This window comes from Paenibacillus sp. NPDC056933, assembly GCF_042674385.1.
Taxonomy (GTDB): Bacteria; Bacillota; Bacilli; order Paenibacillales; family Paenibacillaceae; genus Paenibacillus.
This window is the reverse complement of sequence record NZ_JBHUQN010000001.1, coordinates 2402066-2428484: the sequence shown is the minus strand read 5'-3', so window position 1 is coordinate 2428484 and position 26419 is coordinate 2402066. Positions and strand designations below refer to the sequence as shown.

General features: G+C 44.6%; 24 protein-coding genes. 8 read left to right on the top strand and 16 right to left on the bottom strand.

Annotated features, from left to right (window positions below; all coding sequences use genetic code 11):
• Positions 1-30 precede the first annotated feature (30 nt).
• The 5 genes from ACFTRD_RS10870 to ACFTRD_RS10850 all read right to left on the bottom strand — a co-directional run bounded on the left by ACFTRD_RS10870 (position 31) and on the right by ACFTRD_RS10850 (position 3962).
• Positions 31-1437, bottom strand: coding sequence for an outer membrane protein assembly factor BamB family protein (locus ACFTRD_RS10870; RefSeq protein ID WP_379379628.1), 1407 nt, complete (start codon positions 1435-1437; stop codon positions 31-33).
• A 169-nt stretch (positions 1438-1606) separates the two neighbouring features.
• Positions 1607-2146, bottom strand: coding sequence for an NADPH-dependent FMN reductase (locus ACFTRD_RS10865; protein ID WP_379379626.1), 540 nt, complete (start codon positions 2144-2146; stop codon positions 1607-1609).
• Positions 2147-2219: 73 nt separating this feature from the next.
• Positions 2220-3110: a UDP-N-acetylmuramate dehydrogenase gene (gene murB, locus ACFTRD_RS10860; protein ID WP_379379624.1), complete on the bottom strand. Its 891-nt coding sequence runs from the start codon at positions 3108-3110 to the stop codon at positions 2220-2222.
• Between the two features lie 111 nt (positions 3111-3221).
• Complete coding sequence (locus tag ACFTRD_RS10855; RefSeq protein WP_379379622.1) at positions 3222-3578, bottom strand: HesB/IscA family protein; 357 nt, start codon at positions 3576-3578, stop codon at positions 3222-3224.
• Positions 3579-3623: 45 nt separating this feature from the next.
• Complete coding sequence (locus ACFTRD_RS10850) at positions 3624-3962, bottom strand: hypothetical protein (protein ID WP_379379620.1); 339 nt, start codon at positions 3960-3962, stop codon at positions 3624-3626.
• A 232-nt stretch (positions 3963-4194) separates the two neighbouring features.
• Between ACFTRD_RS10850 and ACFTRD_RS10845 the strand changes: the two genes are divergently transcribed.
• Positions 4195-4854 (top strand): helix-turn-helix transcriptional regulator, encoded by a 660-nt coding sequence (locus ACFTRD_RS10845; protein WP_379379618.1) that lies wholly within the window; start codon positions 4195-4197, stop codon positions 4852-4854.
• A 100-nt stretch (positions 4855-4954) separates the two neighbouring features.
• On the opposite strand, the gene ACFTRD_RS10840 is transcribed toward ACFTRD_RS10845, so the two are convergent.
• Positions 4955-7765, bottom strand: coding sequence for a glycoside hydrolase family 2 TIM barrel-domain containing protein (locus ACFTRD_RS10840; RefSeq protein WP_379379616.1), 2811 nt, complete (start codon positions 7763-7765; stop codon positions 4955-4957).
• Positions 7766-8264: 499 nt separating this feature from the next.
• A complete protein-coding gene (locus ACFTRD_RS10835; RefSeq protein WP_379379614.1) occupies positions 8265-8924 on the bottom strand; it encodes a TetR/AcrR family transcriptional regulator in 660 nt (219 codons plus the stop codon).
• Positions 8925-9045: 121 nt separating this feature from the next.
• On the opposite strand from ACFTRD_RS10835, the gene ACFTRD_RS10830 reads away from it, so the two are divergent.
• The 3 genes from ACFTRD_RS10830 to ACFTRD_RS10820 all read left to right on the top strand — a co-directional run bounded on the left by ACFTRD_RS10830 (position 9046) and on the right by ACFTRD_RS10820 (position 12333).
• Positions 9046-10611 (top strand): FAD-dependent monooxygenase, encoded by a 1566-nt coding sequence (locus ACFTRD_RS10830; protein ID WP_379379612.1) that lies wholly within the window; start codon positions 9046-9048, stop codon positions 10609-10611.
• Positions 10612-10703: 92 nt separating this feature from the next.
• Complete coding sequence (locus ACFTRD_RS10825) at positions 10704-11657, top strand: ABC transporter ATP-binding protein (RefSeq protein WP_379379610.1); 954 nt, start codon at positions 10704-10706, stop codon at positions 11655-11657.
• Positions 11626-12333: an ABC transporter permease gene (locus ACFTRD_RS10820; protein WP_379379608.1), complete on the top strand. Its 708-nt coding sequence runs from the start codon at positions 11626-11628 to the stop codon at positions 12331-12333. Before ACFTRD_RS10825 ends, ACFTRD_RS10820 begins: the two co-directional genes overlap by 32 nt.
• Before the next feature lie 177 nt (positions 12334-12510).
• Here ACFTRD_RS10820 and ACFTRD_RS10815 read toward each other — a convergent pair whose 3' ends face one another.
• From ACFTRD_RS10815 to ACFTRD_RS10805, 3 genes are all read right to left on the bottom strand, one after another.
• Complete coding sequence (locus ACFTRD_RS10815; protein ID WP_379381300.1) at positions 12511-13092, bottom strand: esterase/lipase family protein; 582 nt, start codon at positions 13090-13092, stop codon at positions 12511-12513.
• A 165-nt stretch (positions 13093-13257) separates the two neighbouring features.
• Positions 13258-14052, bottom strand: a complete 795-nt coding sequence (locus ACFTRD_RS10810) for an SDR family NAD(P)-dependent oxidoreductase (RefSeq protein ID WP_379381298.1) — start codon at positions 14050-14052, stop codon at positions 13258-13260.
• An 84-nt stretch (positions 14053-14136) separates the two neighbouring features.
• Positions 14137-15171: an AraC family transcriptional regulator ligand-binding domain-containing protein gene (locus tag ACFTRD_RS10805; protein WP_379379606.1), complete on the bottom strand. Its 1035-nt coding sequence runs from the start codon at positions 15169-15171 to the stop codon at positions 14137-14139.
• A gap of 257 nt (positions 15172-15428) precedes the next feature.
• On the opposite strand from ACFTRD_RS10805, the gene ACFTRD_RS10800 reads away from it, so the two are divergent.
• Positions 15429-16232, top strand: coding sequence for a MurR/RpiR family transcriptional regulator (locus ACFTRD_RS10800; RefSeq protein ID WP_379379604.1), 804 nt, complete (start codon positions 15429-15431; stop codon positions 16230-16232).
• A 47-nt stretch (positions 16233-16279) separates the two neighbouring features.
• On the opposite strand, the gene ACFTRD_RS10795 is transcribed toward ACFTRD_RS10800, so the two are convergent.
• On the bottom strand, positions 16280-16996 hold the full coding sequence (locus ACFTRD_RS10795; RefSeq protein ID WP_379379602.1) for an N-acetylmannosamine-6-phosphate 2-epimerase: 717 nt from the start codon (positions 16994-16996) through the stop codon (positions 16280-16282).
• 5 nt (positions 16997-17001) lie between these two features.
• A complete protein-coding gene (ptsG, locus tag ACFTRD_RS10790; RefSeq protein WP_483875042.1) occupies positions 17002-18576 on the bottom strand; it encodes a glucose-specific PTS transporter subunit IIBC in 1575 nt (524 codons plus the stop codon).
• A gap of 287 nt (positions 18577-18863) precedes the next feature.
• Between ptsG and ACFTRD_RS10785 the strand changes: the two genes are divergently transcribed.
• Genes ACFTRD_RS10785 through ACFTRD_RS10775 form a run of 3 tightly spaced genes read left to right on the top strand, consistent with a single transcriptional unit; the run spans position 18864 to position 22526 of the window.
• The gene (locus ACFTRD_RS10785) at positions 18864-20327 is read left to right on the top strand and encodes a spore germination protein (protein ID WP_379379600.1); all 1464 of its coding nucleotides are present in this window, start codon (positions 18864-18866) and stop codon (positions 20325-20327) included.
• On the top strand, positions 20320-21408 hold the full coding sequence (locus tag ACFTRD_RS10780; RefSeq protein WP_379379598.1) for a GerAB/ArcD/ProY family transporter: 1089 nt from the start codon (positions 20320-20322) through the stop codon (positions 21406-21408). The genes ACFTRD_RS10785 and ACFTRD_RS10780 overlap by 8 nt, the downstream gene beginning before the upstream one ends.
• Positions 21405-22526: a Ger(x)C family spore germination protein gene (locus tag ACFTRD_RS10775; RefSeq protein ID WP_379379596.1), complete on the top strand. Its 1122-nt coding sequence runs from the start codon at positions 21405-21407 to the stop codon at positions 22524-22526. The genes ACFTRD_RS10780 and ACFTRD_RS10775 overlap by 4 nt, the downstream gene beginning before the upstream one ends.
• A gap of 79 nt (positions 22527-22605) precedes the next feature.
• Here ACFTRD_RS10775 and ACFTRD_RS10770 read toward each other — a convergent pair whose 3' ends face one another.
• The 4 genes from ACFTRD_RS10770 to ACFTRD_RS10755 all read right to left on the bottom strand — a co-directional run bounded on the left by ACFTRD_RS10770 (position 22606) and on the right by ACFTRD_RS10755 (position 26321).
• Positions 22606-22956 carry an MmcQ/YjbR family DNA-binding protein gene (locus tag ACFTRD_RS10770; RefSeq protein WP_379379594.1) on the bottom strand — a complete coding sequence of 117 codons (351 nt, stop codon included), beginning with the start codon at positions 22954-22956 and terminating at the stop codon, positions 22606-22608.
• Between the two features lie 254 nt (positions 22957-23210).
• The gene (locus ACFTRD_RS10765; protein ID WP_379379592.1) at positions 23211-24320 is read right to left on the bottom strand and encodes a glycoside hydrolase family 76 protein; all 1110 of its coding nucleotides are present in this window, start codon (positions 24318-24320) and stop codon (positions 23211-23213) included.
• Between the two features lie 161 nt (positions 24321-24481).
• On the bottom strand, positions 24482-25369 hold the full coding sequence (locus ACFTRD_RS10760) for a carbohydrate ABC transporter permease (RefSeq protein ID WP_379379590.1): 888 nt from the start codon (positions 25367-25369) through the stop codon (positions 24482-24484).
• 10 nt (positions 25370-25379) lie between these two features.
• Positions 25380-26321, bottom strand: coding sequence for an ABC transporter permease (locus ACFTRD_RS10755; RefSeq protein ID WP_379381294.1), 942 nt, complete (start codon positions 26319-26321; stop codon positions 25380-25382).
• Between the last annotated feature and the right edge of the window lie 98 nt (positions 26322-26419).

Sequence of the window (26419 nt, the reverse complement as noted above, 5' to 3'; positions counted from 1 at the left end):
TTTTATGACTTTAACGCTTGTAGTCTCTGCTTATTTCAGTGATGCTGGCAGCTTCACACCGAGGAGTTTACCCTCCGACTGAATAATGATCATACCGTCGGTCTTCAGCGTCGCTTCGTGTAAATCTCCCCCAGTGTTTACCCGGAAGACAGGGGTCGCAGTCAACATATTAATCCCAAGCAGTGTCCCATTACGCTGCGCCCGGTATATTCCTTTGCCGTACACGCTAATCTGAGCTACTGGTGCGTCGCCATACCACCTGACCTTCTGTCCGTTCGCCAGCTTGATGCCGGCTACTTCTCCCGTTGTTTCATTTTTGTAAACCAGCCGTTCCTGCACGATACCAAGCGACTGCCCATTTTCTTTATAAAAGGGACGCTGATAAGTCCGAAGCGGATCGGCATTAGCTGTATATTTATCAAAATTGTATTCCGCTATCTGGTCTCCTTGTTCAATGTATAACTTTCCATTTGTTGCAAATACGCTTCCATAGCCATAGTCGAACGGTGGATCACCTTTCATTTTCCAGTTGTATTCAAGGCTCCCCTTTTGTACACCAGTCTTAAGGTTATAGACATTCACATTCACTTTGCGTTCTGGTGCTGATTGATAATCTGTCAAAAGTGAAGAATGATAATCAACCGAATATACCAGTCCATCTTTAATTTGAAGTGCTTCTCCTTGACCAAAATCGTCCCATAACTTTTTGCCTGTCTTTTTGTCATAAGCATTCAGTTGAATGGACGTAAGTGCCCCCTGAACGAAAAAGGTTCGAAGCACGACACCATTAGATTCCTCCAGGTATGCGGTACCGTCCCCTTCACCTAGCGGCTCATCCGCCTTCCACCTTAGCTTGCCTGTTTTCATATCAAATGCAAAAGTCGTACTGCCTTTGATGACATAAAGCGTATCACCGGTTGGAACTAACATTTCTGTACGATACCGTGTATCGATCCAGGTGGATGAGCCTGACTGCCATATCGCTTTTCCAGTTTTGGCGTTCAGCGCATAAGGTTTATGATCTCCATTAAGACCGTAAATGACGTCATTATGATAAACAATGTAGGGTGTCAGTCCTTTTCCGTATGACCACAGCCGTTTGCCTGTCTTTGCATCCATTGAAATTAATTTGGCAGCGGCGAAAGTGAATACCTTACCGTGTTCTGCTATAGCCTGATGACCAATATAAGGTTCGTTCATATCCAGGTAGTTGTCCACTTGTGCAGTCCAGGAAGGCTTAAGTTCGGGCACCGAAATACCTGTTTCCGAATACCAGTTGCGTACCGAAACATCAGGTGCTTCTGCATGTGCCTGCGATGGAATTGCGGCTGTTGCCCCCAGAGCAACAAGTCCCACGGCTGTGAAGCTTGCAACGATACGCCGGAGTAGCTGACCTTTTAAATTCGTAAACTGTAGAGACTTTTTTGGTTTGAGCATAATACCCCTCCATTGTAATGGTATCTATAACCTTCATAAATATAACGTCATGTATTGCTTGATAGTTACATTATTGTTAAACGAATTAAACTGATATTTTCGGGTGTTTAGTTGAAACAAAAAAAGCCGCCAAGTTGGCGGCTCCTTCTTTGAGACTATGTCAGAGGGACTAAGCTTTTAATCGGGTTTGCATAAAGACCAGCTCCTCAGCTAATCTTTCCAACCGACTCAGCGCATCAGTGTCTTCAATGCTATTCTCAGCTCCAAAATGTTCGCTGTTCAAATATACATAGCTTGGAGCGACATAGGAGCGAAAATAACCGGCGATGGGTTTTAATTGATTTTCAACAACCAGATAGTGCTGATAAGTACCCCCTGTTGCAACAAAACCCATCACTTTATTATAGATACTTTGGACAGGCAGAAGATCGAACACATTTTTCAGTACACCTGTCAAAGAGGATTGGTAAATCGGTGTGCCGATCACGTAAAAGTCCGCATCCATCATTTTCTGAATGACCGACTGAGTGTGTTCGTTGTAATCCTCCAACTTCCGCCCATCGCAAAATTCGATGGCTTTGTACTCTCTTAAGTCGATGAGTTCAACTTCAATTTCCGGATAATTTTTTTGAACCAGTTGAAGGACTGCATTTACAGCGATTGGTGTTTTTGATCCGATCAATGAGCCAGATAAACCTATTAATTTCACAATATAACCTCCAATTGGCGTCTTATGAATCATGGAACTCTTCCGATGTTTACAGCTCACTGTTCATGGTTGCCTACTCTCCCAAAATAATGACTTCCGTCTCCAATTCAATATTGAATTTATCATACACCCTTTTTTTGATTAATTTGATTAATTCCAAATAATCCTCGGCAGTTGCATGATCTGCATTAATGATAAAACCTGCATGCTTCCTGGAGATTTCAGCTCCACCAATACGAGTGCCTTGCAGGTTGCATTCTTGAATGAGTTTTCCCACGTAGTGTCCCTCTGGACGTTTGAATACACTTCCGCAAGAAGGGTACTCAAGCGGTTGTTTGGATTCCCGTTTAAACGTTAAATCCTGCATGATACTGGAGATAACATCCTTGTTGCCTTTTTTGAGTCCAAATTCGACTTCAAGGATGATGTATTGATCCGTTTTGAAGATACTGTTTCGATAACCAAGTTTCATGTCATCTCGGTCCATGTCCAGTAGTTCTCCATCTTTAGTGACCACAAGCGCTCGCTCGACGACCTCATCCATTTGACCGCCATAAGCCCCCGCATTCATATATAAAGCGCCACCTGTACTTCCTGGTATTCCACATGCAAATTCCAGACCCGTCAAGCTGTTATCCAAAGCGATCCGGGAAACATCAATAATATTGGAACCGCTCTGCGCGACAATCTGGTCACCACAGACTTTAATCTGATCATAATGGCTCAAAGAAATCGTTACTCCGCGGACCCCCTGGTCCTTAATGATGACATTGGATCCTTTCCCAATGACAGTCAGAGGTATTTGATGCTTTTTAGCAATGGCGAGAATATTAATAATTTCTTCTTTCGTCGTAGGATGGATAAGTATGTCTGCTTTGCCGCCCAGTTTTATATACGTGTGATCTTTTAATGGTTCATTTAATTTTAATTTTTCCAAAGGTATGTGATTTCCAAAAATATTCATGACATTCTCTCCCTGAGTTGAAAAGACATGATTGCACAATCCGTGCATAAAGCTTCTGCAATATATGTTTATTATGAGGCTTTGGATGAAAATATTCCGACATCATGACAATTAATCACATTTTTTGACCTCGCCGCGATAATTCGCCATTCTGAAACTGGCTCCGCATCCGCAAGAAACTTTTGCATTAGGGTTGTTCATCGTGAACCCGCCTGTCATGCCGCTTTCTTCATAATCAATTTCAAGGCCTTCAATATATGGAACACTATTTGTATGAATCAATACTCCAAATTCCTTTTTATCCAATAAGATATCCCCTTCTGCTTGCTGCTCCTCCACCACAAGCGTGTAGGACAATCCGCTGCATCCCCCTTCCTCCACACCTACTCTAAGAAACGAATGTTGGGTAGCCGCACTTGCCAGAATTTCGACGATTTTTGCTGATGCTGCTTCACTGACCTTAATCATTATTATACCTCTTTGAAATATATTTTTTGGATAGTCCTTTATTTTTCAAATGCAGCCCAATACAATTTTAATGATTTCTTCAGGACTCGTATATGCATTGAAATAACCAGAACTCGTTTTATGCAGATGACAAGGAATATCCATAATTTCCATAGATCCACTGTACAATATCACCCGGTATTTCTCGGAAATTTGTTTTATAAGCGGCTCGATCTTCACCAAATTCATATCAACGATGATCACCGTGTTATCCGGAAGAAGATTAATGTTACGGATCAGATGATGAGTAGCCTCTAGTAAACGCAAAGACGGCTCTGTTTGAATCAATACACTTAAACTTTTAACAATGTGATGGATATCGGACAGGATTAACACATGTATCATGCAAAAACCTCCGAATAACATTCTTGTGATCGCAAAATACTCTCTTTTTTTAATTCAAGCTCTGGTGGACCAGTCCATTAAGGAGAATTTTATGTATACACCGTATCCGCGGATACTTAGTAAACATTTTTCTTTATAAATTCTAAGCTACAGTTCGGCTTTGACTTTGTCAACTTTTTTATTTAAAATGTAGAAAGTAATGCAGATGAATTGCTGAATAAGGAGGTGCATCGTGAGCCGAAATCAAACGAAAAAGGATGCCTCCACCAGTACCCGCAGAGCAATCATTAATCTGCTTAAGCAGCAAGGAGGAATGGATGTTATGGCACTCTCCTCCCAATTTGAGCTATCTGGAATGGCTATTCGTCAACACTTAAATGCCCTGAAAGAAGAAGGGTTGGTTACTCATGAAGAAGAAGCCCGACCCATGGGTCGACCAACTAAGCTATGGACACTAACCCCCGCAGCGGATCGTTTTTTCCCAAGTGGCTATTCGGAATTATCCGTGAGTCTGATTCATTCAATGAAAGAGGCTTTTGGAAACGAGGGGCTAGACAAGCCTCTTGCTGTCCGAAATAAAAATATGCAAGAACAATATCTTCACTTCATTGGTGACGCATCTGGGATCAGAGAGAAACTGGAGAGACTCGCGGATATTCGGACCAGTGAAGGTTATATGGCTGAAGTAAAAGATCAGGATGATGGCAGTCTCTTGTTCATTGAGAAGCATTGTCCAATCTGTGAGGCTGCTGCAGTATGTTCCGGATTATGTAAGAATGAATTACAATTGTTTAATACGGTTCTGGGAAAAGATGTTCATATCGAACGGGTAGAATATATTCTGGGCGGGGGAAGAAACTGCATTTATAAGGTTAGCGGAAAGTTGTTGTAAATTAAAGAGAACATCACTTTAGAAGCCCCTTCCCTCGGCGGAAGGGGCTTCTTATTGGCATTTATCATTAATAAGGAGATCTACTACTTCTCCCCAAAGTTTAGTTAAATAGTTGGCGAAGCTCTTCTACTTCCAGTTGGGTAACTGGTTGGTAAGCAGGGCTTTTCACATAACGAACGCAGCTGTATAACAACTGTCGCCCCTCCAAAGTATTTATCAAGCTATCCAGATTAAGTGCCCCCATCAGTACTCTTCCATTCCTTACACGGCACTCCATCAACAATCCAAGTTTGTGATTTCGCTCAAAATTATCAATGGTCTGTACCAGCGGACTCAAGTCTTTATCCAGGTCATCCAGAATGATCGATGAGGACTGGGACACAATGCTCCACCATGGATAAGTTGAGTATTCTTCCGTAGAGAAGTGCTCAAATACAGCGTGGTCTTTCTGGATAAGCAATCCCATGGTTCCAGCGGGAACATCCTTCTTCATGCTTTCTGAGATGGAACGAAACATAGGGAAGGACCAAAAGTCCGTGCTATAAAAACCTTCAATCGCGTTTTGAACATTTTTCGGTGATGGGAAAAGCAGAACGTCTTCTCCACGCTCTAGTAATTCCAAGGCATGTTCTGAGATCTCGGTAAACAGGTGTAGTCCGGCAAAATCGACTTTCACCTGATTCGGGTAAATCCACAGGTCATAGGACTTATGGATATCCGTATCGGGAATAGACAGCTTCAGCATCACTTTTGTCATACTTGAGACATCAGGTATACGGGTGTTTATATCGGTGATAACCACATAATTTTCACCATTAAATGAAGGCAAGTCTGCGATCCCGTTCGCAATATGGTTGCCATCAGCTTGCAGCTCCCATTTCAGTTGAAGTCCATCCAACGCTTTTTTTCTAAAATAGCTTAACTCGATCCGAGCTTCAAATAACTCGCCAGCTTCATAATGATATTTGGGGAATCTTGCCAGAAGGACGGCGTCTGAACAGAATGTTCTCCATTCCTCCGGTGTTATCATCCCCTTGGAATCCATAAATGCATCCAGTATGCCCACAAGCGCCGTCCCCTGGCCACTGAAATCCTGGAGATCAAGCAATTGGAACCCGGCAAGGCGTTTGGAACGAAAAGCGGCTTCCAGTTCTTCTTTATAACAAGCAACAGCCAGCTGCCCCGAAGCTTTAAAATATTGATCCGCAAGGTGTCCCAATCCCTTAGCTTCCAAACGCTCGCGAAACAGCTCGAAGTTCTTCGCTTTTAGAGAACCTGTATACTTCTTAATCTCCTCGAAATTGGGAAACGTAGCGTATTGTCCTATTTCGTGCGAAATGACAGGTACATGAGAAACAAGTTGCTGACTTCCCGTTTCTGCCTTAACCGTTTTGGCACCTGTGCCATATTGAATTTGAATTTCTTTTCCTTCATACAGAATGGAATGATCTGCAGTGTTATGGCGCTCCGGTATTATATTTGAGTCATAATCTTTCATCGTGTTAGGCAGGTCTGTTTGTACATGTCCAAGAGGGGCATCACACATGGCATACGAACCTCTGAACAGGCGTTCTTTGGAAAAACGTACACCACAAAAGAATTCACTTTCCTCCAAAATGTCCGGGACAAATTGAAAATTGTTGGATCCTTCTGTATATAAATGACGGTTGTCATATGTTTTATACGCTTTCAGAATTGAATTCAGTTTGTCTTTACTTCCCCACAACTCATTGCCCATGGACATCATCACAAATGAAGGATGATTGCCAAATGCTCGCAGCATCGCATAGCCCTCGCTGATCAAATATTCCTGCTCTGCCGGATTGTGTGATTCCGAGGATTCATCCGTAATAGTTCCCCAAAACGGAAGCTCTGGTTCCATATAGATTCCGAGAAGATCCGCTGCAATAAATGCAGCTTCGGGCGGACAACAGGTATGGAAACGGTAGTGATTGATTCCGTATGACTTGGAAATGCCAAGAATGCGAAGCCACTCTTCCACATCCGTTGGAGCATAACCCGTAAGCGGAAAGATCAGACCATCATGCTTGCCACGCAGAAATGTTTTGTGACCATTGATGGTAAATTTATCTCCCTCTGCTTTGAACTCCCGCAATCCTGTCCAGATCTCTTCGGAATCAAGGATTTCCCCATTATTGTTTTGCAAATGAAGAGTAAGTTTGTACACATTGGGTTCTTGGTCGCTCCATAACAGGGCATCTTCACCCAGCTCGTATGTAAAATGCAGATGGTTTGAATCGGCAGAGAATATTTGTTCATCTGGCGTATGAACCAGAGTAGCATTCATGCTTTGAGACGAGACGACGATACGGATCTCATGCAAGTCACCAACCAGTTCTGCTTTAATATCGAAAGATCGAGCAGCAAGATCAGGGTAAACCTGGATATTTTTCAAGAAAACACTTTCATAAAATTGCAGTTCCATTTTCCCGGTAATCCCGTTCCAGTTGGTCTGCGTGTCTTCTGATGTAAGGTGACCACCCTTGGTTGGATAATTGGTATTATCTACTCGAATCGTAATCATGTGGGTTCCTGCGGTCAGACCTGTTCCAATTTCGTAACGGTGGGGTGTGTTCAGGCTATTTTGTGTTCCCCATTCGACCCCATCAATCCAGACGGTCGTTACGCGTGTTCTTTCCAAATACAGATAACAAAGCTTATCCGCCAGCTGAGCAGGAATATCAATCTCTCTTGAAAACCAGGCATAACCTTCAAATAAATACTCATCTGTCAGCGCACCCGTTAAAGCCATTTCATTCTTTTTGCCTTTGGCTGCATGAGAAGTCGTATTCGGCAATGAAATGATATCTGAGTAATGCAGTCCGGTTTCAATCTTTTGCTCATCAAGTTGGAGTTTCCAACTTCCTTGCAAATCTATTTTAGCCAGCATATTGTGCAGTCTCCTTTTAGAAGTTTATCTTATCAATTCAGAGTAACGTTTTCCAGTTCAGAAAACGATTTCGGTATCACACAAATATTATAACTTCTTTTTCTCTAAAAGCACCAGAAGAGTTGCCTTCTAGTCTGCAAATCCGGAATCAACTCCAATAGGTACGCTCCTAAAATCGCATACTTCCATTGTTCGTAAGCCGGTGTGAAACATCACGATAAGAATCGTCTGATGCCGAAAAGAACCACCGTGCTCGAACGCAGCGATTAATGCAGCTTCTTCTTTGTCTGTCATCTGTCTGGGGCTGAACTTCTCTATTCGTATTATACCGAGACATTAGCGGGCATCAAGCATACGTTTAGAAAACAGTTAATGACCGCTAATCTTAATTAGCAGTCATTAACTTGGAAATCTGCTTTGAAACGCCTACACGTCCTTGGCATATATTTACGTTAAATTGGCGGGCCCACCAGTCTTTTATCATTAAGCAAAATCGAAATCAGTATGATGGTGGATTTTCGTTTTGAACAGTGCGTTTTCCATAAGCGCAAAGAAAGACACGTACGCCTTCAGTGATGATACGTTTGGTTTGTTCCTCCTCTAATGTCCCGGTTTTTCTCGGTTGATCAAATACCAATAAAAACGTTAAGGCAGCGAAGTGTTTAGTAGCCATTACAGGATCTGGCACATCGAGCAGTCCGGTTTGTCCTAACTGGGTAAACCTCCTGAGAATCCCCTCTTCCGTTGCGTTATCCAGCTTTTCTAAAAACGAGCCCGGCAGGTTGGCGGCTTCCATTGTAACCAGACGGATCAAAGCGCTGTAATCGGACGAACCATTCGCAGAAGCTACAAATTGTTCGCAGAATAAGATGAGCGCCTGCTCCAGATCCTCGAATTCCCAGAGGTAGTCTGATATCCCTTGCTTGATCATGTCCAGAACCGCCTCACTGGTTTCTTCCACAACAGCAAGCAGCAAGTTCTGTTTGTCGCCATAATAATCATAAACGGTCCGTTTGGAAACTCCCGCTTTAGCTGCGACTGCATCGACGCTGGAACGATCAAACCCCTCTGAAAGAAACAGGTCTCGTGCTGCCGCAATAATTTTGGCTCGTTTGTCTGAAGAGCCTTTGCGGATTTTTTTGTTTTCCGTATTATCCATCCTTATGTTTCCCCCCTACAGATATACTATCAAAAATGAGTTCCACTTTACAAACTACACTGCACGGTGTAGTATAATCAATGCAACATATCACAATCAATGATCAAGGAGGATTTTATCCATGAAAACCGTGCAGTCTTTTGTTGATGTTCTTATTGTCGGGGCCGGACCAACAGGGCTTACACTTGCCTGCGACCTTGCCCGTCGAAACGTCAACCATCGTATTATTGAACGAAGTGCCTTATATAACGTAGCGTCTCGCGCCAAAGCAATCCAGCCCCGCTCGCTTGAGGTTGTTGATGATTTGGAGGCCGTTCACTACATTATGGACACAGGTGTTGTGGATTTACCTGTTCGTTACTATACCGAAGATGGCAGGAGTGTGGACAAGCCGGCTATTACCGTTGCAGCCAGTGCCGAACTGGAGACACCCTTTCGTGATCCGGTCTGGATTGCTCAGTATGATGTGGAAAAAGCATTGCGCGACCGCTATGCGGTGCTTGGCGGTCAAGTCGAGTTGGGTGTGGAAGCTGTAGGGCTTGAACAGGATTTAGATGGTGTGACGGTAACCGTGAATACACCGCAAGGAGAAGAGCAAATTCGCGCTCGTTATGTCGTCGGCGCTGACGGGGGCAAAAGCAATATCCGCAAGTTTATTCAGTTGCAGCTGGTTGGAGAAACACACGATGATGAGCGATGGTATCTTGGCGATGTACGATTGGAAGGGTTGAATCGTGACCATATCCATATCTGGACATCTTCGGAGGGGATGGTCGGGGTGACACCGCTGCCGAAATCCGATATTTGGCAGCTGCAGGCTACAATTCCGGCAGACATCGAAGAACCAGAGCAGCCATCGCTAGAGGCGTATCAAGCCATGTTTGACCGTCGGGCCGGGGCCGGACTTGTTCGTCTCACGGATGCTTCCTGGCTTTCCATCTACCGGGTCAACGTTCGCATGGTTGAATGTTACCGCAACGGCCGGGTCTTCCTTGCCGGCGATGCTGCTCATGTTCATTCGCCGGCCGGCGGTCAAGGCATGAATACGGGGATGCAGGACGCGTACAACCTCGGCTGGAAGCTGGCGACTGTCATACGCGGAGCAGACACCGCCTTACTCGACACGTACGATGAGGAGCGCCGCCCAGTGGCTCAAGCCGTGCTTGAGGACAGCACGAAGAAGATGCAAGGGGTCATAGGAACGGCGACTGAAGGCGGAGGGTTGTCCCAATCTTTGAGCACCATATCCGACGATCTGACGAGTGGGCTTCTCATTTCCTATCGGTCAAGTTCTCTTACCCGCCCGTCTGCTCGAACGAATGTTACCCGTTCATTGCCCGGGGATCGTGCTCCTAATGCCGAGGGTCTGCAAGGTACAGGGTTTGCAGGAAGTGTATTTGACCTGTTGCGTGGTCCACACTGGACGCTTTTGGCTTTTGTAAACTACATCGATCCTTCGCTGAAGAACTTCACCAACGACGAACTCCGCGTGCATTATATCCTGCCATCGAACGTGGAGGGGGCGGAAGGCATAATCGACACAGCAGGGAATGCCTATCGAATTTACGATGTGGCAAGTAATGAATTCGTATTGATTCGTCCCGACGGTTACATCGCGCTGCGGACCTCCATGGATGATACCGCATCGATTTCGAATTACTTGAATTCCATTTATCGCGCAAACTGATTTGGACAAGGCCGGCGGGATTCTTTTCAACATCTCATATGGCTGCCGGCTCTTATATTTGTTTAATTTAGGTTATGGGAAGGACTGTTATTATGGAAGATATTATTCAAACCGTTAACTTGACAAAGCAATACGGGAATAAAGTCACTGTAGATCGCGTTTCGATTTCCGTAAAAAAAGGAGAAATCTATGGATTCTTGGGGTTGAACGGTGCAGGGAAAACGACAACCATCCGATCTCTTCTCGGTATGAGCAAGCCTTCTTCTGGAGAAGTGTATTTATTTGGTCAGCGCTGGGCGAACGGGAATCCCGATTTGTCGAGAAGACTAGGTTATATGGTGGAAGTTCCTTATGCCTACCCTAACTTTACGGTTAGGGAAAACTTGAATTTAATGGCCAGGTTGCGAGGATTATCTGTTCCGAGAGCAGTTAACGAGATTATGGAGCAATTGAATCTGACCCAATATGCGGATAGTAAGGCAAGAGATTTGTCACTTGGTAACGCGCAGAAACTTGGATTGGCTAAAGCGTTAATTCATAAGCCGGACGTTCTGATTCTCGATGAACCAACCAATGCGCTTGATCCAGCCGGAATTGTCGAGGTAAGGGAAATGCTGAAAGCTCTGGCTTCCCAACATGGGGTTACCGTGTTTATATCGAGCCATATCCTTGAGGAAATGTCCAAATTGGCTTCTCGAATCGGCATTATTCACAAAGGCATGTTGCTTGAAGAACTGACAACAAAAGACTTTGAAACCATCCGCCGAAAGCAGTTGATGATCGGAACGAAGGATGATCGGAAGGCACAAGCTATTCTTTCAGACTCCGGGTATGCGGTACATTCGACTTCGAATAACTGCTTTGCGCTACCGGATGATCATGCCGTTAAGCATCCCGAACATATTGCGAGATTGCTTGCTCATCATGAAGTACCGCTCACCATGCTTAAAATTGAAGAAGAGAATTTGGAACATTACTTTCTCAAAGTAATCGGAGCCCAGGAGGGAAAACGGAATGAGACCATTGTTGACAGCCTGCAGCGTTGAAGTTTACAAATTGCGTCGATCCTTTGTTTTATGGGGCACGCTTCTGTTTATATTGTTTGTCATCACGTTGTTCTTAGGACAGCCCAATTGGTCTTCTTTTTTTGAACGGACTGCGTTTTTGTATGCATCCGTGTTTGGGCTGCTGGGGTTTGGATTGGTAACAAGCTGGACATTTGGCCGTGAGTATTCCGATCGGACGCTCAAGGATTTGCTCGTTTTGCCTGTATCACGTGGTAAAATTGCGATTGCCAAATATGTCGCAATTATATTCTGGTGTTTTGTAATGATGTTGATCAGCTTTGCTTATACCTTAATACTCGGTTTTGCTATTGGACTTCCTGGCTTTTCGTTTGCGATTGTACAACATTATTTGTTCCTAATACTTATAATTGGTGCTCTCCACCTATTATTAAGTGCACCTCTTGCCCTATTGGCCTGTATATCGCGTGGTTATCTGGTGCCGATCGGCTTTGCATTTACAACTTTAATGTTGGCATTGGTGTTCGGGCCTACCGCCATTGGAGCTTATCTGCCTTGGTCTGTACCTGCTTTGCATTTACAGGAAAGCGGAGTCGCTTTATTTCCCTTGTTGGGTACTAGTTATTTACTGGTTTTCTTAATAGGACTCATAGGTCTCATTGGGACGGTTAAATGGTTACAAAACAGGGAGCAGTGATGATTTTACAAGGAAGGCTTCTGCATAGAAATCCATTTGGAAGAAGATGATGAGATCGCAAGATCAAGGTGACCATCATTTGTTACTGTTTTGTTAAGTAGTTCAGTAACCAAAAGACGGCAACCAATCAAATGGTTACCGTCTTACTTGGGTTTGAAAATTATTTAATCTCTATCCCTATTCGTTTAAAGCAGTTTTGATCAGGGCGTTTACCCGGGAATTGAACAGCAAGCCGATATGAGATACCAGGGAAACCTGAATATTGTTTGCCCCATCGAGACGGGAAAGTAAAGGCGATACAATGGTATCACTTGTGGAATAGATAGAAGTAACGGCTATACCTTTGGGTGCTGTGGTTGTCGTTAACCGATTGGCTCCTCCGAGGGTGACAAGCTTGTCCACTTTGGAAGCTCCACCACGGTTCAGTATGTAATACAGGCTATTCGCCCCTCCCATACTATGAGCAACAATATGCACTTTGGAGTGGCCCGTTTCAAGAAGCACATTATCTACGAACCGAGCGATTGCTGCTGAATTCAGCGTCTGGTTTCCTTGTTTACTAGGCAGATCAATGGCAAACAACTCATCATTCGACCAGCCCTGACTGCGTAAGTAACTCTTAATAGCTGCAAAATTGCTATCCGAGCCCGTCAATCCATGGACGAATACTACAGGTGTACGTGCCGTGGCAGCAGATGCTTTGGAACTTGTACCCACGCCTGAAATGGAAAAGACCAGAATCATGCTCATGACCAGCATCAAAATAGATTTGCTTTTTTTCACTTTGTTCACTCTCCCTGTGAGGATTTAATGTTTATAACCATCATATAAGTAAAATTATGGTATTTAAATAGAGCTTTAGTCTCATTTTAATAGAAAAAAAACCGCGTTAATCGCGGTTAATGTGAAGTGATATAGAGTAAGTTAGAAAATGGTCGGTATCATCCCCCCATCCATACGAATTGGAGAACCTTTAAATGCGGATGCGTATGGACTGCATACAAATGTAGTCAGTCTGCCTATTTCAGCAGGCCTGATAAAACGCTGTATCTGCGATTGAGGCAGGTTGGAGGACATAAAATCTTTTTCCTTTTCGAGAAAGGACATGGCTGGGTCCGTATATATCCCTTCAATGATTTGCTGTACATTTTCAGAGAGTGTAGGGCCAGGCAAAATCGTATTGACTGTCACTTCTGTTCCTTTTGTCAATATCGATAAGCTCTTGGATAATGACAGGAGCATGGATTTGGTCATGCAATACTGAGGCATCTGTCCTGAAGGCATGATGGCTTCTTCACTCGCAATAAAGATAATGCGTCCATAATTATTTTTTAACATTTTGGGCATATAAAATTTGCATAATCCGTTTGCAGCAAGAACGTTTGTACGGAAGTATTTTTCCCAAATTACATCGTTGACGTCCTCATATTGCATAATTTCATATATCCCCATATTGTTAACCAGAATATCTATATGGGGAAATTGCTCAAATAAAGCTTCTCTTTGCCCAACGTCTACAATATCCGCCGTAGCATTCTGAGGAGACGTGTCCGGGAATTCTGACTTGATCTCCTGTACAGTTCGTTCGACCTCTTCATAATTACGCCCATTAATCAGCACATGGACCCCTTCTTTGGCGAGTTCAATGGCAATGGCTTTGCCTATGCCTTTCGTTGATCCGGTAACCAACGCTGTTTTATTTTTTAATCCCATATCCATCATTCATTTCTCCTTCTAAGTCACAATCAAATACCCTGTTGCACAATCTCATGTTGTACTTCGGATAATGACTATATTAACTTGTCAGGAATGTTCAGTAACTAGCGTGCCGCGCCATCGTTCATGCCGAACACGCCAATTCGAAGGAGTGTCATCTTCCCAAATCCGGAAAGCCCGGTAGAATGAGTTCTGGTCTTCATACCCAATCAGGAGAGCCACTTCTTTAATTTCGAGCTTGGGATCAGCCAGGTACGCCAGTGCCTGCTCATGTCTCGCTTGTGTCAGCAGATGTTTAAAGCTTGTGTTCTCGTCACTAAGTCGACGCTGTAAGGTACGATCGCTCATATTGAGTTCTTTTGCAACAGTCTGCACATCCGGGCGTCCTCCGGTGAGACTGCGTTTCATGATCCATTTGACCCTTTCTCCTATCGATTTAGCACCCTGCTGATCATCCAACGAACGATCCAGAGCAGGGGTCAGGATCTCCAACAACTCTTGATTATAAGAGAGAAATGGACGGTCCAGATCTCTTCGGTATAACGATAACCGATTCGTTTGAGCACCCACCCGGACAGGACAGCCAAAGTATGCCTCCAAGGCTTGTACATCACCCATGTCATGCGAAAATTCAACCAATCGCGCTGTCAAAGGTTGACCTGTACCCCGGCGCCCAATCTCCATAAGACAAGCCAGCGTAATCCCCACCAGCAATGGCGGACCAGGTTGCTCGCTATTTAACCATTCCAGCTCAATGATACAGTGGTCGTCCTGCTCGGTCATACGCAAGCTTTCGGGAGGGCACTGTTGTTTATAACGAGCCATACGGTTTAAGGCATCACGGTAATCACGGGCATGATAAGTTGCCAACACGGTTGGTGGATACTTCGATGTTTCAAAGACGGTCGCCAGCTTGATAATCCCCTCGGCAGCGTCACCAATGAGATCAGCATAAGCCCGCCAGATCGCGAAGTACTCAGCCGTGTTAACGATTGAATCCGTAATAACGGTGAGCGGCAGTTGTGCTTTGCGTGCTACAACGTGAGCAGCAATTCCCAATTGCTCTATACCTGCCCAGAATCCTGCCGGAATTTTAATACGGTCGGTGAACTGAGATTTCATACCTATGACCTTCCTTTTTATAAATCTATATTTGAGAAATGAAAAACACTCCATTTTACGTCAATTCATGCTTGTTGTTCAGCTTCCAGCTTCCTTTCTTTCTTCCAAGATCCATCCACTGTACAGGCACTCTCTCTCTTTTGCAATGTCTTCAATATTTCATGGCCATTTTTAAAGGTTTGATGATTTGGCTTTTAGGAAGTAGACTAATGAGGATAGACTATAAAAGTAACACGTTCAGGGAAAGGGGACTCATAATGTCATCCAGTGTTATTGACATGCTGCAGCTTGAATACCAGCGTTTTTCAACAAAAGAAAAGGAAATAGCCGACTATGTGATGCGCAATAAATCATCCATCAATAACATCAATATTAGGGATTTGGCTGCTTACACCAACGCGTCCATGTCAACCATCACTAGATTTTGTAAAAAAGTAGGTTGTTCTACCTTTGTTGATTTTAAAATCAGGCTTAACCGTGAAGTTCATCAACCCCGCAATGAAACGGATTTCTTCATAAGAACCCAGCAGATCCATAATGATATCATAAACGCGACCGCTGAAATGCTGGATACCGCCAAAATCGAACAGGTTGTCCAGTACATAAAAAAAGCACGCAAAATCTATGTCTATGGTTTGGGAAGTTCAGGTTTATCTGCTCTGGAGTTTAAGTACAGGCTCATGCGAATGGATATCGTCATTGATGCGGTGACCGATTCACATATGATGATCATGAGTGCTTCTCTTCTGGGCGAAGATGATCTGGTCATTGGTTTATCCAATTCAGGGCGAACATTAGAGGTCAGTGATGCATTAAACGCGGCCAAAAAAAGAGGAAGCAAAGTCGTTGGAATTACTAATTTTGATCATACACCCCTGTCTGAAATCTCGGATTTGTGCATTTTCACCCCGGATATCGGGCGAACCGGTGATGTGAACTTCATCAACAGCCAACTGGCCATCATTTACATCCTGGATGTGATTTCTCTTCTATTACTTGAGGATGAACATCTACTAAGAGCGCGGCAGCAAACGCTACAAGCGCTATATTCTGCTGAATAAGAAAACAGCCAACCTGATTCGTTGGCTGTTTTTTTGCTTTCTCCTTTTTATTGGACAGCAGGAGAAGACGGCTTCAATTTTGCAATTTCAGAGACAAAACGTTCCGTTATTTGTTGCGGGCGGGTAATGGCTCCACCGACAACAACACAATAGACTCCAGCTTCCAGACACGTTACTGCCATCTCAGGGGTCATGATATTCCCTTCCGCAACGACAGGTGTTTGTACACTAGCGAGAATTTCTTTCAAGGCTGCAAATTGATTATCGTAAAGCTTGAGCCCTGCGGTCTCCTCTGTGTATCCGACCAATGTAGAGGAGATCAGATCAAAACCAAGTCGTTCTGCATGGATGGCTTCCTCTTTGGTTGAAATATCCCCCATTAATAGAAGTTGAGGATATTTGGTGCGAATTTCATGTACGAATTCATCCAGTGATTTACCGTCCGGCCGTGCACGCAAAGTGGCATCAACCGCAACAATCTCGGCATGGACCCCAGCGAGCTCATCCACTTCCCGAATCGTAGGTGTAATAAACACAGGGTTCGTTCCGTAGTTTCTTTTCACAATACCTATGACCGGAAGATCAACCTGTTCCTTGATCTCTTTCACATCTGCCGCAGTATTCGCACGAATACCTATGGCGCCCCCCTCTTTTGCTGCGACTGCCATGCGTCCCATGATCAGCGAACTATGAAGTGGCTCGTGCTCCAAAGCTTGACATGATACAACGAGACCACCTTGTAAACCTAATGTATCTAAATTCATTGCAATTACTCCGTTTCCATAATTTCTTCGATTTCATTTTTGATCACAGTAACCTGAGGTCCATAAATAACCTGTACTCCGTTACCGACCAGAACGACCCCCTTGGCTCCAGTAGCTGTAAGTACATCCTTTTGAACCTTCTCTATATCCTTCACGGATACCCGAAGCCGAGTAGCACAGCAATCCAATTCGTTAATATTGTCTGCACCGCCAAGTCCATTCAGGATGGCGATGGAACGTTCTTCACCTTTCGTTGATGCGGGTGTATCGTTGTGCTGACTTTGCGTTTTGGCGTCTGGCTCCGATGTTACCTCTTCCTCACGTCCCGATGTTTTTAAATGAAGCTTAACAATCAAGATCCGGAAGGTGAAGTAATAAAGGAAGAACCAGACCACACCGATAATGGGAACGATAATCCAGTTGGTTTTGGCATTACCCTGAAGTATCCCGAATAAGATAAAGTCGATTAATCCACCGGAGAAAGTCTGACCGATTGTTATCTCAAAAATGTGCGAAAGCATAAATGCCAAACCATCAAATACAGCGTGAATGACATACAGGATTGGAGCAACAAACAGGAATGAGAATTCAAGTGGCTCCGTAATGCCTGTCAGGAACGAGGTCAGCGCCGCAGACAACATCAGTCCGCCAACTATTTTTTTACGTTCAGGCTTGGCCGTATGATAAATAGCGAGCGCCGCACCGAGCAGGCCAAACATCATGGTAATAAAACGCCCTGACATGAATCGGGATGTACCCGAGAAGAACTTCTCCGTTGCAGGGTCTCCCAATTGAGCAAAGAAAATATTCTGTGTTCCTTCGTAAACTTTACCCGCAACCTCCATTGTTCCTCCAAGGCCCGTCTGCCAGAAAGGCAGATAAAAGATGTGGTGCAACCCAAGTGGACCCAGCATTCGTAAAACAAATCCGTAAAACAGTGTTCCTATATACCCTGTTCTATCAACCAAACTGCCAAGCTGTGCTATGCCGAGCTGGATAGATGGCCAGATCAGGAACAAAGCAATCCCGACAAAAATGGCTGCAAAAGATGAAACGATAGGAATGAAACGTGAACCTCCAAAGAAGCCAAGGAATTGAGGAAGCTCTATTTTATTGTACCGATTATGAAGCCATGCGGTAACCAGTCCGACAACAATCCCGCCGAGTACGCCGGTTTGCAGTGTTTGGATTCCGAGTACCATACCTTGACCGGCACCAGCCAAATTCTCCACGGCAAGTTTCCCCGAATTGACCAGCATCGCATTAATGGATGCATTCATGACCAGGTAAGCAAGACCCGCTGCCAAGCCGGCTGTTCCTTTGTCCGACCTAGCGAGTCCGACAGCCACACCAATGGCAAAGATCAATGCCAGATTATCAAATACAATACTTCCTGCACTGCTCATCACGGTAAACACTTGCTGCAGCCACGTGATCTGCAAAAATGGATACGAATTAACCGTATTGGCGTTGGATAAAGCTCCTCCAATCCCCAGTAATAGACCCGCCGCAGGTAAAACAGCAATAGGAAGCATAAACGATTTACCAAACTTCTGAGCCTTCTCAAAATATTGCTTCACAGATATCCACCTCTCTAAAACTATTTTCATTTACATAATAATTATGAAAATAGTTTTCGTCAACACAAATTTAAATCGCTTTCATAACGTATGAGGTCTAACTTACCGGTTTTACCCAGTGTTTAACTTCTGACCGATTTGTAGAATATGAACGTATTTTAATTGATTGAGCTTTTGCATTTCCGCAACCGAAATCCGTTCGTTTGGGCGATTGTCCATTTCACCTTGGATAAATCATCCTGAGATAGTACATATTATGTGCATCTTCTATTGACAAGAGGTGGATCATGACCATTCAGCCTGCAGCTTTCTCAGAATTAAGCAAGAACATCGCATACGTGGAGCAATCCCTTTTTCAGACCGATGACCTAAAGAAACAATCCATTTCGTTGAATGGAGTAGAGGGCGTACTGCTGTATATAGATTCTCTTATAGATCAGGAGATCATCCAGACCCATGTATTGACATCATTATTGGACCACACCAATTCAGGCAGTGATCCATTGTTTACTACATTGGGTAGTCAAAAAGAAACCGATCTGCAAATGACCACAGATGCACTCATTCAAGGGAAATGCCTCTTGATGCTGGAAGGAACTGCTGAGTTTTATATTCTTTCTACCGAGAAAATTTATGCCCGTACTACAGACGAGCCCGTAAACGAAGGGGTTATTCGAGGGGCACACAATGGTTTCATCGAGCACCTTTCTGTTAATTTGAATCTAATCCGCAGACAAATTATTAGCCCCTCACTCATCGTTCGATATTTTAATGTTGGAGAGAAAACACGCACCAAAGTTGCTATTGTTTATCTTCAGGATGTAACCAATCCCGAGCTGGTGGAGAAAGTAAAAGGTCGCATTTTGGCTATCTCGTCAGATATGGTTCTGGCTCCTGGATTTATTGAAGAGTTTGTGGAGGACAATCCATTCTCCCTGTTCCCACAGCAGCTTAGTACAGAACGCCCCGATCGGGTTATTGCCAACTTGATGGAAGGACGAGTGGCCATTCTTGCCGAAGGCAGTCCTACAGCTCTTATCGCTCCAGTGACGTTTTTTGCTTTTTATCAGAGCCCGGACGATTATCACGGTCGGTGGATGGTCAGTTCCTTTTTAAGATTAATTCGCATGATGAGCTTTATCATTGCTTTCACTTTGCCTGCTGTTTATATCGCAACCATCTCCTTTCACTCTGCTATCTTACCTCTGGAGCTGGCGCACACGATCAAAAAATCATTGCAAAACATCCCGTTCCCTGCCCTTGTAGAAGCGATGCTGCTTGAACTGATCTTTGAAGTATTGAGAGAAGCCGGGGTTCGACTGCCCAGCCGCGTGGGTCAAACCATCGGTATCGTTGGCGGTCTGGTTATTGGAGATGCCATTGTGCGTGCAGGCCTTGTGTCCTATACGATGACTATTGTTGTCTCGCTAACAGCGATCTCTTCGTTTCTGGTACCTTCTCATGAGATGAGTTCAGCAGTGCGTATCCTACGCTTTCCGATGATGGTTGGGGCAGCCATTTTTGGATACATCGGCATTGCTTTTGGTCTGGTTATTCTTACGATTCACCTGTGCAAGCTGGAAACGTTCGGTTCTCCCTACTTTGCTCCCGTGGCGCCTTTTCGGTTATCCGATATGAAGGATGTATGGATTCGTTTTCCCATCTGGGCGCTTCGTCAGCGTCCTCATGATGCCCGGCCGCAACAGTTGACACAGCAGAAGTTATCTAGGAGTTGGAAAAAACGTGAATAATGAGAGTACGATCACAAGAGGACAATTGTTCTTCCTTATCCTGAAATTTGAAATTGGCGTGGATATATTATCCCTCCCTTATCGAATCCATCTTATCTCCCACGGCGGGGGATGGATTTCTGTCTTTCTTGGAGGTATCCTGATTCAATTGATCGTCCTCTTGTGCTGGCTTCTAATGCGCCGTTTCCCAAGTTCTTCAATATATCAAATTACAACCCTGATTACAGGCAATCTGATTGGAAAAATACTGATTGTTGCGTACATCGGATACTTCCTGTTAATGGGTACCTCTGTTCTGGTGAATGCCTATGGTGTCATTAATCGCTGGATGTTGCAGAACACTCCCCGATGGGCCATACTGGCCCTCTTTTTGTTCAGCAGTATATATCTGGTTCGCCAGAAATTAAGAATTATTGCGCGTGTGCTTGTACTGATTTCGTTTTTGCTCATTCCAATGATGGTATTGATCAGTTATGGACTCAAGGAAGTTAATTTGCTGTATATACTGCCATTAACTGAAGCTGGCTGGTCCCGTATTATCAGCGGCTCAAGCGAAACATTAATGGCCATGTTTGGATTTGAGTTTGTTCTCATTGTGTTCCCTATGGTGGAAGGTAAAAGCGCGGGGAAACTCAAGTCCACTGCTGCAGCAAGTGCGGTCGTCGCTTTGCTCTATGCATTTACGGTTTTCATATGCTCAACAGCATTCAGCCCTCAGCAACTGGACTTAATGCCTGAACCTGTCATATATTTGCTCAGATCCATCCCGCTTGGCACAATGGATCGAGCTGATTTCCTGTTTCTTCCTATATGGCTAATTTCAATTTTTGGTGCCATTTGTGGATACTATTATGCAGCATCTTATGGCTTAAGTTACCTGTTCAAACAAAAGGACCATAAAAAAGCTGTGCCTTATATAGTCATTGCTTCCTGCCTCATTGCCTACCTGCCACAACAACAGGAACAGCTTGAGCTAATCAGTACGATTGCCAACAGATCAGCTTATTTTTTTCTTGTGATCCTGCCTCTTCTGCTGCTAGCCCTGTCTTATATCATGAAACGGAAGGAGAAGTTGATATGAGGAAACGAGGCATCGCCTCTGGTTTGATGGCACTGCTCATCCTTACCACAGGATGTTGGGACCAGGACAGTTTAAAGGATGCGAGACTGGCTAATGCTTCAGCGTATGATATAACCTCTGAAGGCAAAATCAAACAAACCCTGGAAATCGTCGATGATTCTGAAAGTCAACAAGGAACCAGTGATAATGAAATACATTCAGGTACCGGGAGGTCCGTTCGCCAAAGCACAGATACAATCCGAGCCAAAGTAACCGGTGACATTCGCTTCTTCAAATATGGAATGATTCTATACGGTAACAAACTTGCACAAAACGATATTTATCCATATTTGGATGTTTTGTATCGGGAACCGGATTATCCGACCTCACACGTAAAAGTTGCCATTGTTGATGGTGCAGCAGGCGATCTGTTACATCAAAAAAGAGTCGGAAAAATATTGATTGGTGAGTTTATGACAAAAAAAATGAAGAGTCTGGAGGAAATTTGCATATTCCCTGCGATGACGCTCGAAACCTTACTTACCCCGATGCTTGATCCGGGACAGGATTTTGCGCTGCCCTATCTGTATAAAGATGGAGAAGAGATTGCTGCCAGGGGGATTGCTCTGTTTCATGGGCAAAGGTTTACTGGGAGTCTGGATGTTGAACAAGGGCCGCTGTATGTTATTATGAGCGGAAAATGGAATAAGACGGCTCGCTTTGTCAAAAAGATCCATTCAGGATCAGCTAACGATCCGAGAAATTATGTCACTTACGAGGCAAAAACGGAAAAAATCAAACGAAAGCTGGCTGTGCATGTGAATAAAGACAGTCAGATCGATGTAAATCTTCGAATTCAACTTCCCGTAACGATCGTGGAGTATCCCAAGAATCACCTTCAGCAGAAGGGTACTATTGAACATTTGAACCGTGAGCTATCCGAGGCCATGACCCGGGATGCGGAGATTATTGTCCAGACCCTTCAACAAAGTGGTTGTGACTCATTTGGCATTGGCAGGCAGTTAATTGCTCATTATCCAGACTTTTGGAAACGTTTGAATTGGAACAAAGAATATGCTCAAGTACGTTTTCACCCGGAAGTTACAGTGAAAGTAATCGCCAATGGTGTGTTGAATTAGCTGCTCAACGAGTTGATCGCCACCGAAGAATCGTCATCGAGATGCGTTTCAAAAGGAATCAAGTGTTTCTTTGTTAGCCTCACTCTAATATGGACTTTTGAACCGTTTTGGGCAGTTTAAGGATGACCCTCTCGTACGAGTGATCAATCATGTCCAAGACGTCTGCCTCCGGCAGCGAACCATCGATGACAATCGTATTCCAATGTTCTTTATTCATGTGGTAGCCTGGTCGAATGGCTTCATGTTGCTCTCTCAAGTTTTCTGCAATCACCGGGTCACATTTCAGGTTAAGGTAGGGATAGTTCTCTTTATCTTCAAAAAGAAGGGCGAACATTTTACCTGCAATCTTGAACACCACAGGATTCGTTCCAAATGGATAATCTTTAGTCGCGCCCTTCTTTTTCAAACAGTATTCTATGATAGTATTCATATCTGTGCCTCCTTCAAAAATCCCATCGTCAATTTGATTATAACTTGTACATTATAGCTGATTGTTGCTTGGACATCACTTGTATGTTAGTTCAGTGCAGACAAAAAGCATCGTAACCCAGTGATATCGGGTACGATGCTTTTTCGGATGAAACCTCATCACGCTCACTCAGGATATATTTCCGTGTATTCACATAAACCAATCACCCGATATGAAATACCCCAGGTAGCGGGAGTTCTCTAATTGGATACATATTAATTGCCTGCCTCCAGTTTTGCAGCTCCCTCCAGCAGGAACACGCCGCTGAGCTGAGCGCTAAGATCGAGCGGATTCTGGGCTGTTTTGCCCCAAGCCTGACCGAATAATCCATTGTCCCGGCTGCCCTTCAGCAAGGCCTTGGCGTTGCGATAAACCGCCTTTTTCAGGCTCTTGTTATGCCCGACTTCATATAACTCAACCAAATAGCGGATCAGTATGCCTTTAAATAAAGCACCATCCCCGTCGCCGTCTTCTTTGAATATGCCCGTCTTCTCATCTGTTAAGGTCTTCAACGAACCGGCTGCTGTTTTCTCGGCATCTCTCAAATATGTCTTATCCCCTGTGATCCGGTAGAGTTCGACACCCGCTCCGATAAACGTGCCTTGATTATACGTGAAGATCCATGCTTCATTCACATCAAGTGTGCCATCCTCCCGCAGCACCAGCCCATCCGCTACCAGACCGGTTTTTGGATGAACCAGATATTGTTTCTCCCAATCATATATTTTTTGGGCCCATTCCAGATCCCGAGCATCGCCAAAACGCTCATACAGCCTTGCAGCCAGGATGGCGGCAGGCCCATTGGAGCACGCATTTCGGTTATCACGCTGATTCTTTTTCCAAGCCATACCGCCAAGCTCATCTTCCCACCAGCCCGTCTTAATATCATCCCACAGCTCCAGTACGTATCCCTTCATCTCTTCACTGCCGGTTGCATCATACAGACGAAGCCCGGCAAGTGCAAGCCATTCCATATCATCGTAGAATTCATTGTGAAGTGAGCCATTGCGTGCAATGATACTGCGAACGAGTTCTTCGGCACGCTCGGTGTACGCCTTGTCTCCTGTTCGTTCGTATCCGTCCACCAATGCATCGACCGCATGGGCCTTCCACCAGTAATTCAGGGCATGTTCACCTTCTGGTGTGGATGGATAGGCATTATTCATCATTTTAGCTGCATCGTTCCAGTAGTATTCAGTCAGCTTCCCTTGTGCCCACTGCGCCTGATCCGCATAACGATTCTTGCTGCCGCTTGTTGCCCCCATGGTAGTGACCAGAATAATACTGAGTACCAGCGTGAGGCTCATCATTTTCCTTTTGCTCATCAGATCCCTTCCCTTCTCCAATCGATGTAAAACTAACCGTTCACTCGTAAAGCAGAATCAATCACTCGGTCAAGCCCAGTTCGCGCCTGTTCCTGAGTGGTATTCCTACACCCCCTTTCACATTTCTCAAGCAGGGCGGCTCATGATGCTGATCATCAGAACTATTCTTTTACGGCCCCGAGGACGATTCCGTGGAGAAGATAACGCTGCAGAAAAGGATAAATCAGCAGAATGGGAATCATGGATACCAGAATTTTGGCAGAATTCAGTGTTGTGTTGGAGATTTTATTAAACTGCTGAAGTTGTTCGACCGAAAGATTCTGCATTTGGTCCCGTGTGAGACTGAGCTGCTGCAAATAGGTCTGGAGCGGTATTTTGGAGCTGTCGTTAATCAGAATGATGCCGTCAAAGAAATTGTTCCAGTGCCCGACAATGACAAACAGCATAATGGTTGCCAGACTCGGCATGGAAACGGGGATGAAGATCTTGAGCAGGATTTTAAGCGGACTGGCACCGTCAATGAATGCAGCCTCCTCCAGTTCCTTCGGAATTCCCTTAAAGAAGTTCATCAGAAGAATCACATTAAAGACAGGAACTGCCCCCGGCAGAACCAAGGCCCATATGCTGTTGATCAGCCCAAGCTTGCTGATGACCATATACCAGGGAACAATTCCGCCGCTGAACAGCATTGTAAACACGATGATCCACATATATGTGTTTCTCGATCTGAATTGTGAGACGCTTCGTGACAACGGATAGGCCATCAGAATGGTCAATAACATATTGATTGTTCCCCCAAGCACCACCCGCTCGACGGAGATCAGAAAAGCCCTCCAGAACTTCGTATCATTCAGTATCTGTCCATACGATGAGAAATTCAGCTCCACTGGAAAAAAGTAGACCCGGCCTGCATTCACAGCCGTACTGCTGCTGACGGATACCATAATGGTATTGACAATCGGGGCCAGGGACATGAACGTAATCAGGATCAACGCAAACATAATCAACAGGCGGGATAGCCTGGAGCCGAGCGATTTGGATTGAATCATGCTAACCCTCCTAGAAAATTCTGTACCCCGCATACCTCGCAGCCAGCCTGTAGGAAATTACGATCAGCACAAAGCTGATGATCGATTTCATCAGTCCAATCGCGGTTGCAAATGAATATTGCATGTTGATCAGACCCATGCGGTACACAAAAGTATCAATAATATCGCCCGTTTCGTATACCAGCGGATTATACAGGTTAAACACCTGGTCAAAGCCTGCATTCAGCACATTGCCGAGACTTAGCGTTCCTAACAGGATAATGGTTGGGAACATGCCCGGAAGCGTGATGTTTAGTGTCTGCTTCCAGCGACTTGCGCCGTCCATTGCGGCGGATTCGTACAATGCGGGGTTGATGGCCGTTAATGCAGCCAAATAGACAATAGTTCCGTAGCCAAATTCCTTCCACGTATCCGTCACAATGAGCAGCGGTCTGAACCAGTCATTGCTCGCCAGAAACATAATCCGCTCCAGGCCGAGAAACTCAAGGAAGTTGTTCACCATACCATCGAAGGAAAAGATCATGGTCAGCATTGTGCCCAGAACCACCCAGGACATAAAATGCGGCAAATAGACGATGGTTTGAATTGTGCTCTTGAATACTTTCAGACGCACCTCATTTAACAGCAGAGCGAATACGATGGGTACAATCAACCCTAGAGCAATCTTTCCAATTGCGATGACCAATGTATTAATGAAAATCTGCTTCGCGTCCGGCAGTTGAAACATATATGTGAAATTGGATAGCCCTGCCCATTTGGACCCGAATATTCCTTTGGCAGGAATGAACTTTTGGAATGCCATCACAACCCCGAACATCGGTACAATTGAGAAAATGAACAGCATGATCATGCCAGGCAGCAGCATAAAATGATAGGTCATTTCATCAAAAGTTTTACGTTTCTTTTTCCTTCCGTAACGCACTTCCCGCTCTTGATTAACGGTTGTTTCCATTTGAGCCATTGTCCTTTCCACCTCCATCTTATGCCTAATTGGACAGGCTTTATCGGCGAAAGCCCGTGCGGAAGTCCGCCCATTGGCTTGGCTTCCGC

What these genes read in the sequence shown, in the direction of transcription:
- ACFTRD_RS10855 (WP_379379622.1), bottom strand. Translation starts at nt 3,578, where the DNA reads ATGATTAAGGTCAGTGAAGCAGCATCAGCAAAAATCGTCGAAATTCTG.
- ACFTRD_RS10800 (WP_379379604.1), top strand. Translation starts at nt 15,429, where the DNA reads ATGTCATCCAGTGTTATTGACATGCTGCAGCTTGAATACCAGCGTTTT.
- murB (WP_379379624.1), bottom strand. Translation starts at nt 3,110, where the DNA reads ATGAATATTTTTGGAAATCACATACCTTTGGAAAAATTAAAATTAAAT.
- ACFTRD_RS10830 (WP_379379612.1), top strand. Translation starts at nt 9,046, where the DNA reads ATGAAAACCGTGCAGTCTTTTGTTGATGTTCTTATTGTCGGGGCCGGA.
- ACFTRD_RS10770 (WP_379379594.1), bottom strand. Translation starts at nt 22,956, where the DNA reads ATGAATACTATCATAGAATACTGTTTGAAAAAGAAGGGCGCGACTAAA.
- ACFTRD_RS10805 (WP_379379606.1), bottom strand. Translation starts at nt 15,171, where the DNA reads ATGAAATCTCAGTTCACCGACCGTATTAAAATTCCGGCAGGATTCTGG.
- ACFTRD_RS10840 (WP_379379616.1), bottom strand. Translation starts at nt 7,765, where the DNA reads ATGCTGGCTAAAATAGATTTGCAAGGAAGTTGGAAACTCCAACTTGAT.
- ACFTRD_RS10815 (WP_379381300.1), bottom strand. Translation starts at nt 13,092, where the DNA reads ATGCTGGTCATGAGCATGATTCTGGTCTTTTCCATTTCAGGCGTGGGT.
- ACFTRD_RS10810 (WP_379381298.1), bottom strand. Translation starts at nt 14,052, where the DNA reads ATGGATATGGGATTAAAAAATAAAACAGCGTTGGTTACCGGATCAACG.
- ACFTRD_RS10755 (WP_379381294.1), bottom strand. Translation starts at nt 26,321, where the DNA reads ATGGAAACAACCGTTAATCAAGAGCGGGAAGTGCGTTACGGAAGGAAA.
- ACFTRD_RS10835 (WP_379379614.1), bottom strand. Translation starts at nt 8,924, where the DNA reads ATGGATAATACGGAAAACAAAAAAATCCGCAAAGGCTCTTCAGACAAA.
- ACFTRD_RS10870 (WP_379379628.1), bottom strand. Translation starts at nt 1,437, where the DNA reads ATGCTCAAACCAAAAAAGTCTCTACAGTTTACGAATTTAAAAGGTCAG.
- ACFTRD_RS10795 (WP_379379602.1), bottom strand. Translation starts at nt 16,996, where the DNA reads ATGAATTTAGATACATTAGGTTTACAAGGTGGTCTCGTTGTATCATGT.
- ACFTRD_RS10765 (WP_379379592.1), bottom strand. Translation starts at nt 24,320, where the DNA reads ATGAGCAAAAGGAAAATGATGAGCCTCACGCTGGTACTCAGTATTATT.
- ACFTRD_RS10820 (WP_379379608.1), top strand. Translation starts at nt 11,626, where the DNA reads ATGAGACCATTGTTGACAGCCTGCAGCGTTGAAGTTTACAAATTGCGT.
- ACFTRD_RS10825 (WP_379379610.1), top strand. Translation starts at nt 10,704, where the DNA reads ATGGAAGATATTATTCAAACCGTTAACTTGACAAAGCAATACGGGAAT.
- ACFTRD_RS10850 (WP_379379620.1), bottom strand. Translation starts at nt 3,962, where the DNA reads ATGATACATGTGTTAATCCTGTCCGATATCCATCACATTGTTAAAAGT.
- ACFTRD_RS10760 (WP_379379590.1), bottom strand. Translation starts at nt 25,369, where the DNA reads ATGATTCAATCCAAATCGCTCGGCTCCAGGCTATCCCGCCTGTTGATT.
- ACFTRD_RS10785 (WP_379379600.1), top strand. Translation starts at nt 18,864, where the DNA reads ATGACCATTCAGCCTGCAGCTTTCTCAGAATTAAGCAAGAACATCGCA.
- ACFTRD_RS10775 (WP_379379596.1), top strand. Translation starts at nt 21,405, where the DNA reads ATGAGGAAACGAGGCATCGCCTCTGGTTTGATGGCACTGCTCATCCTT.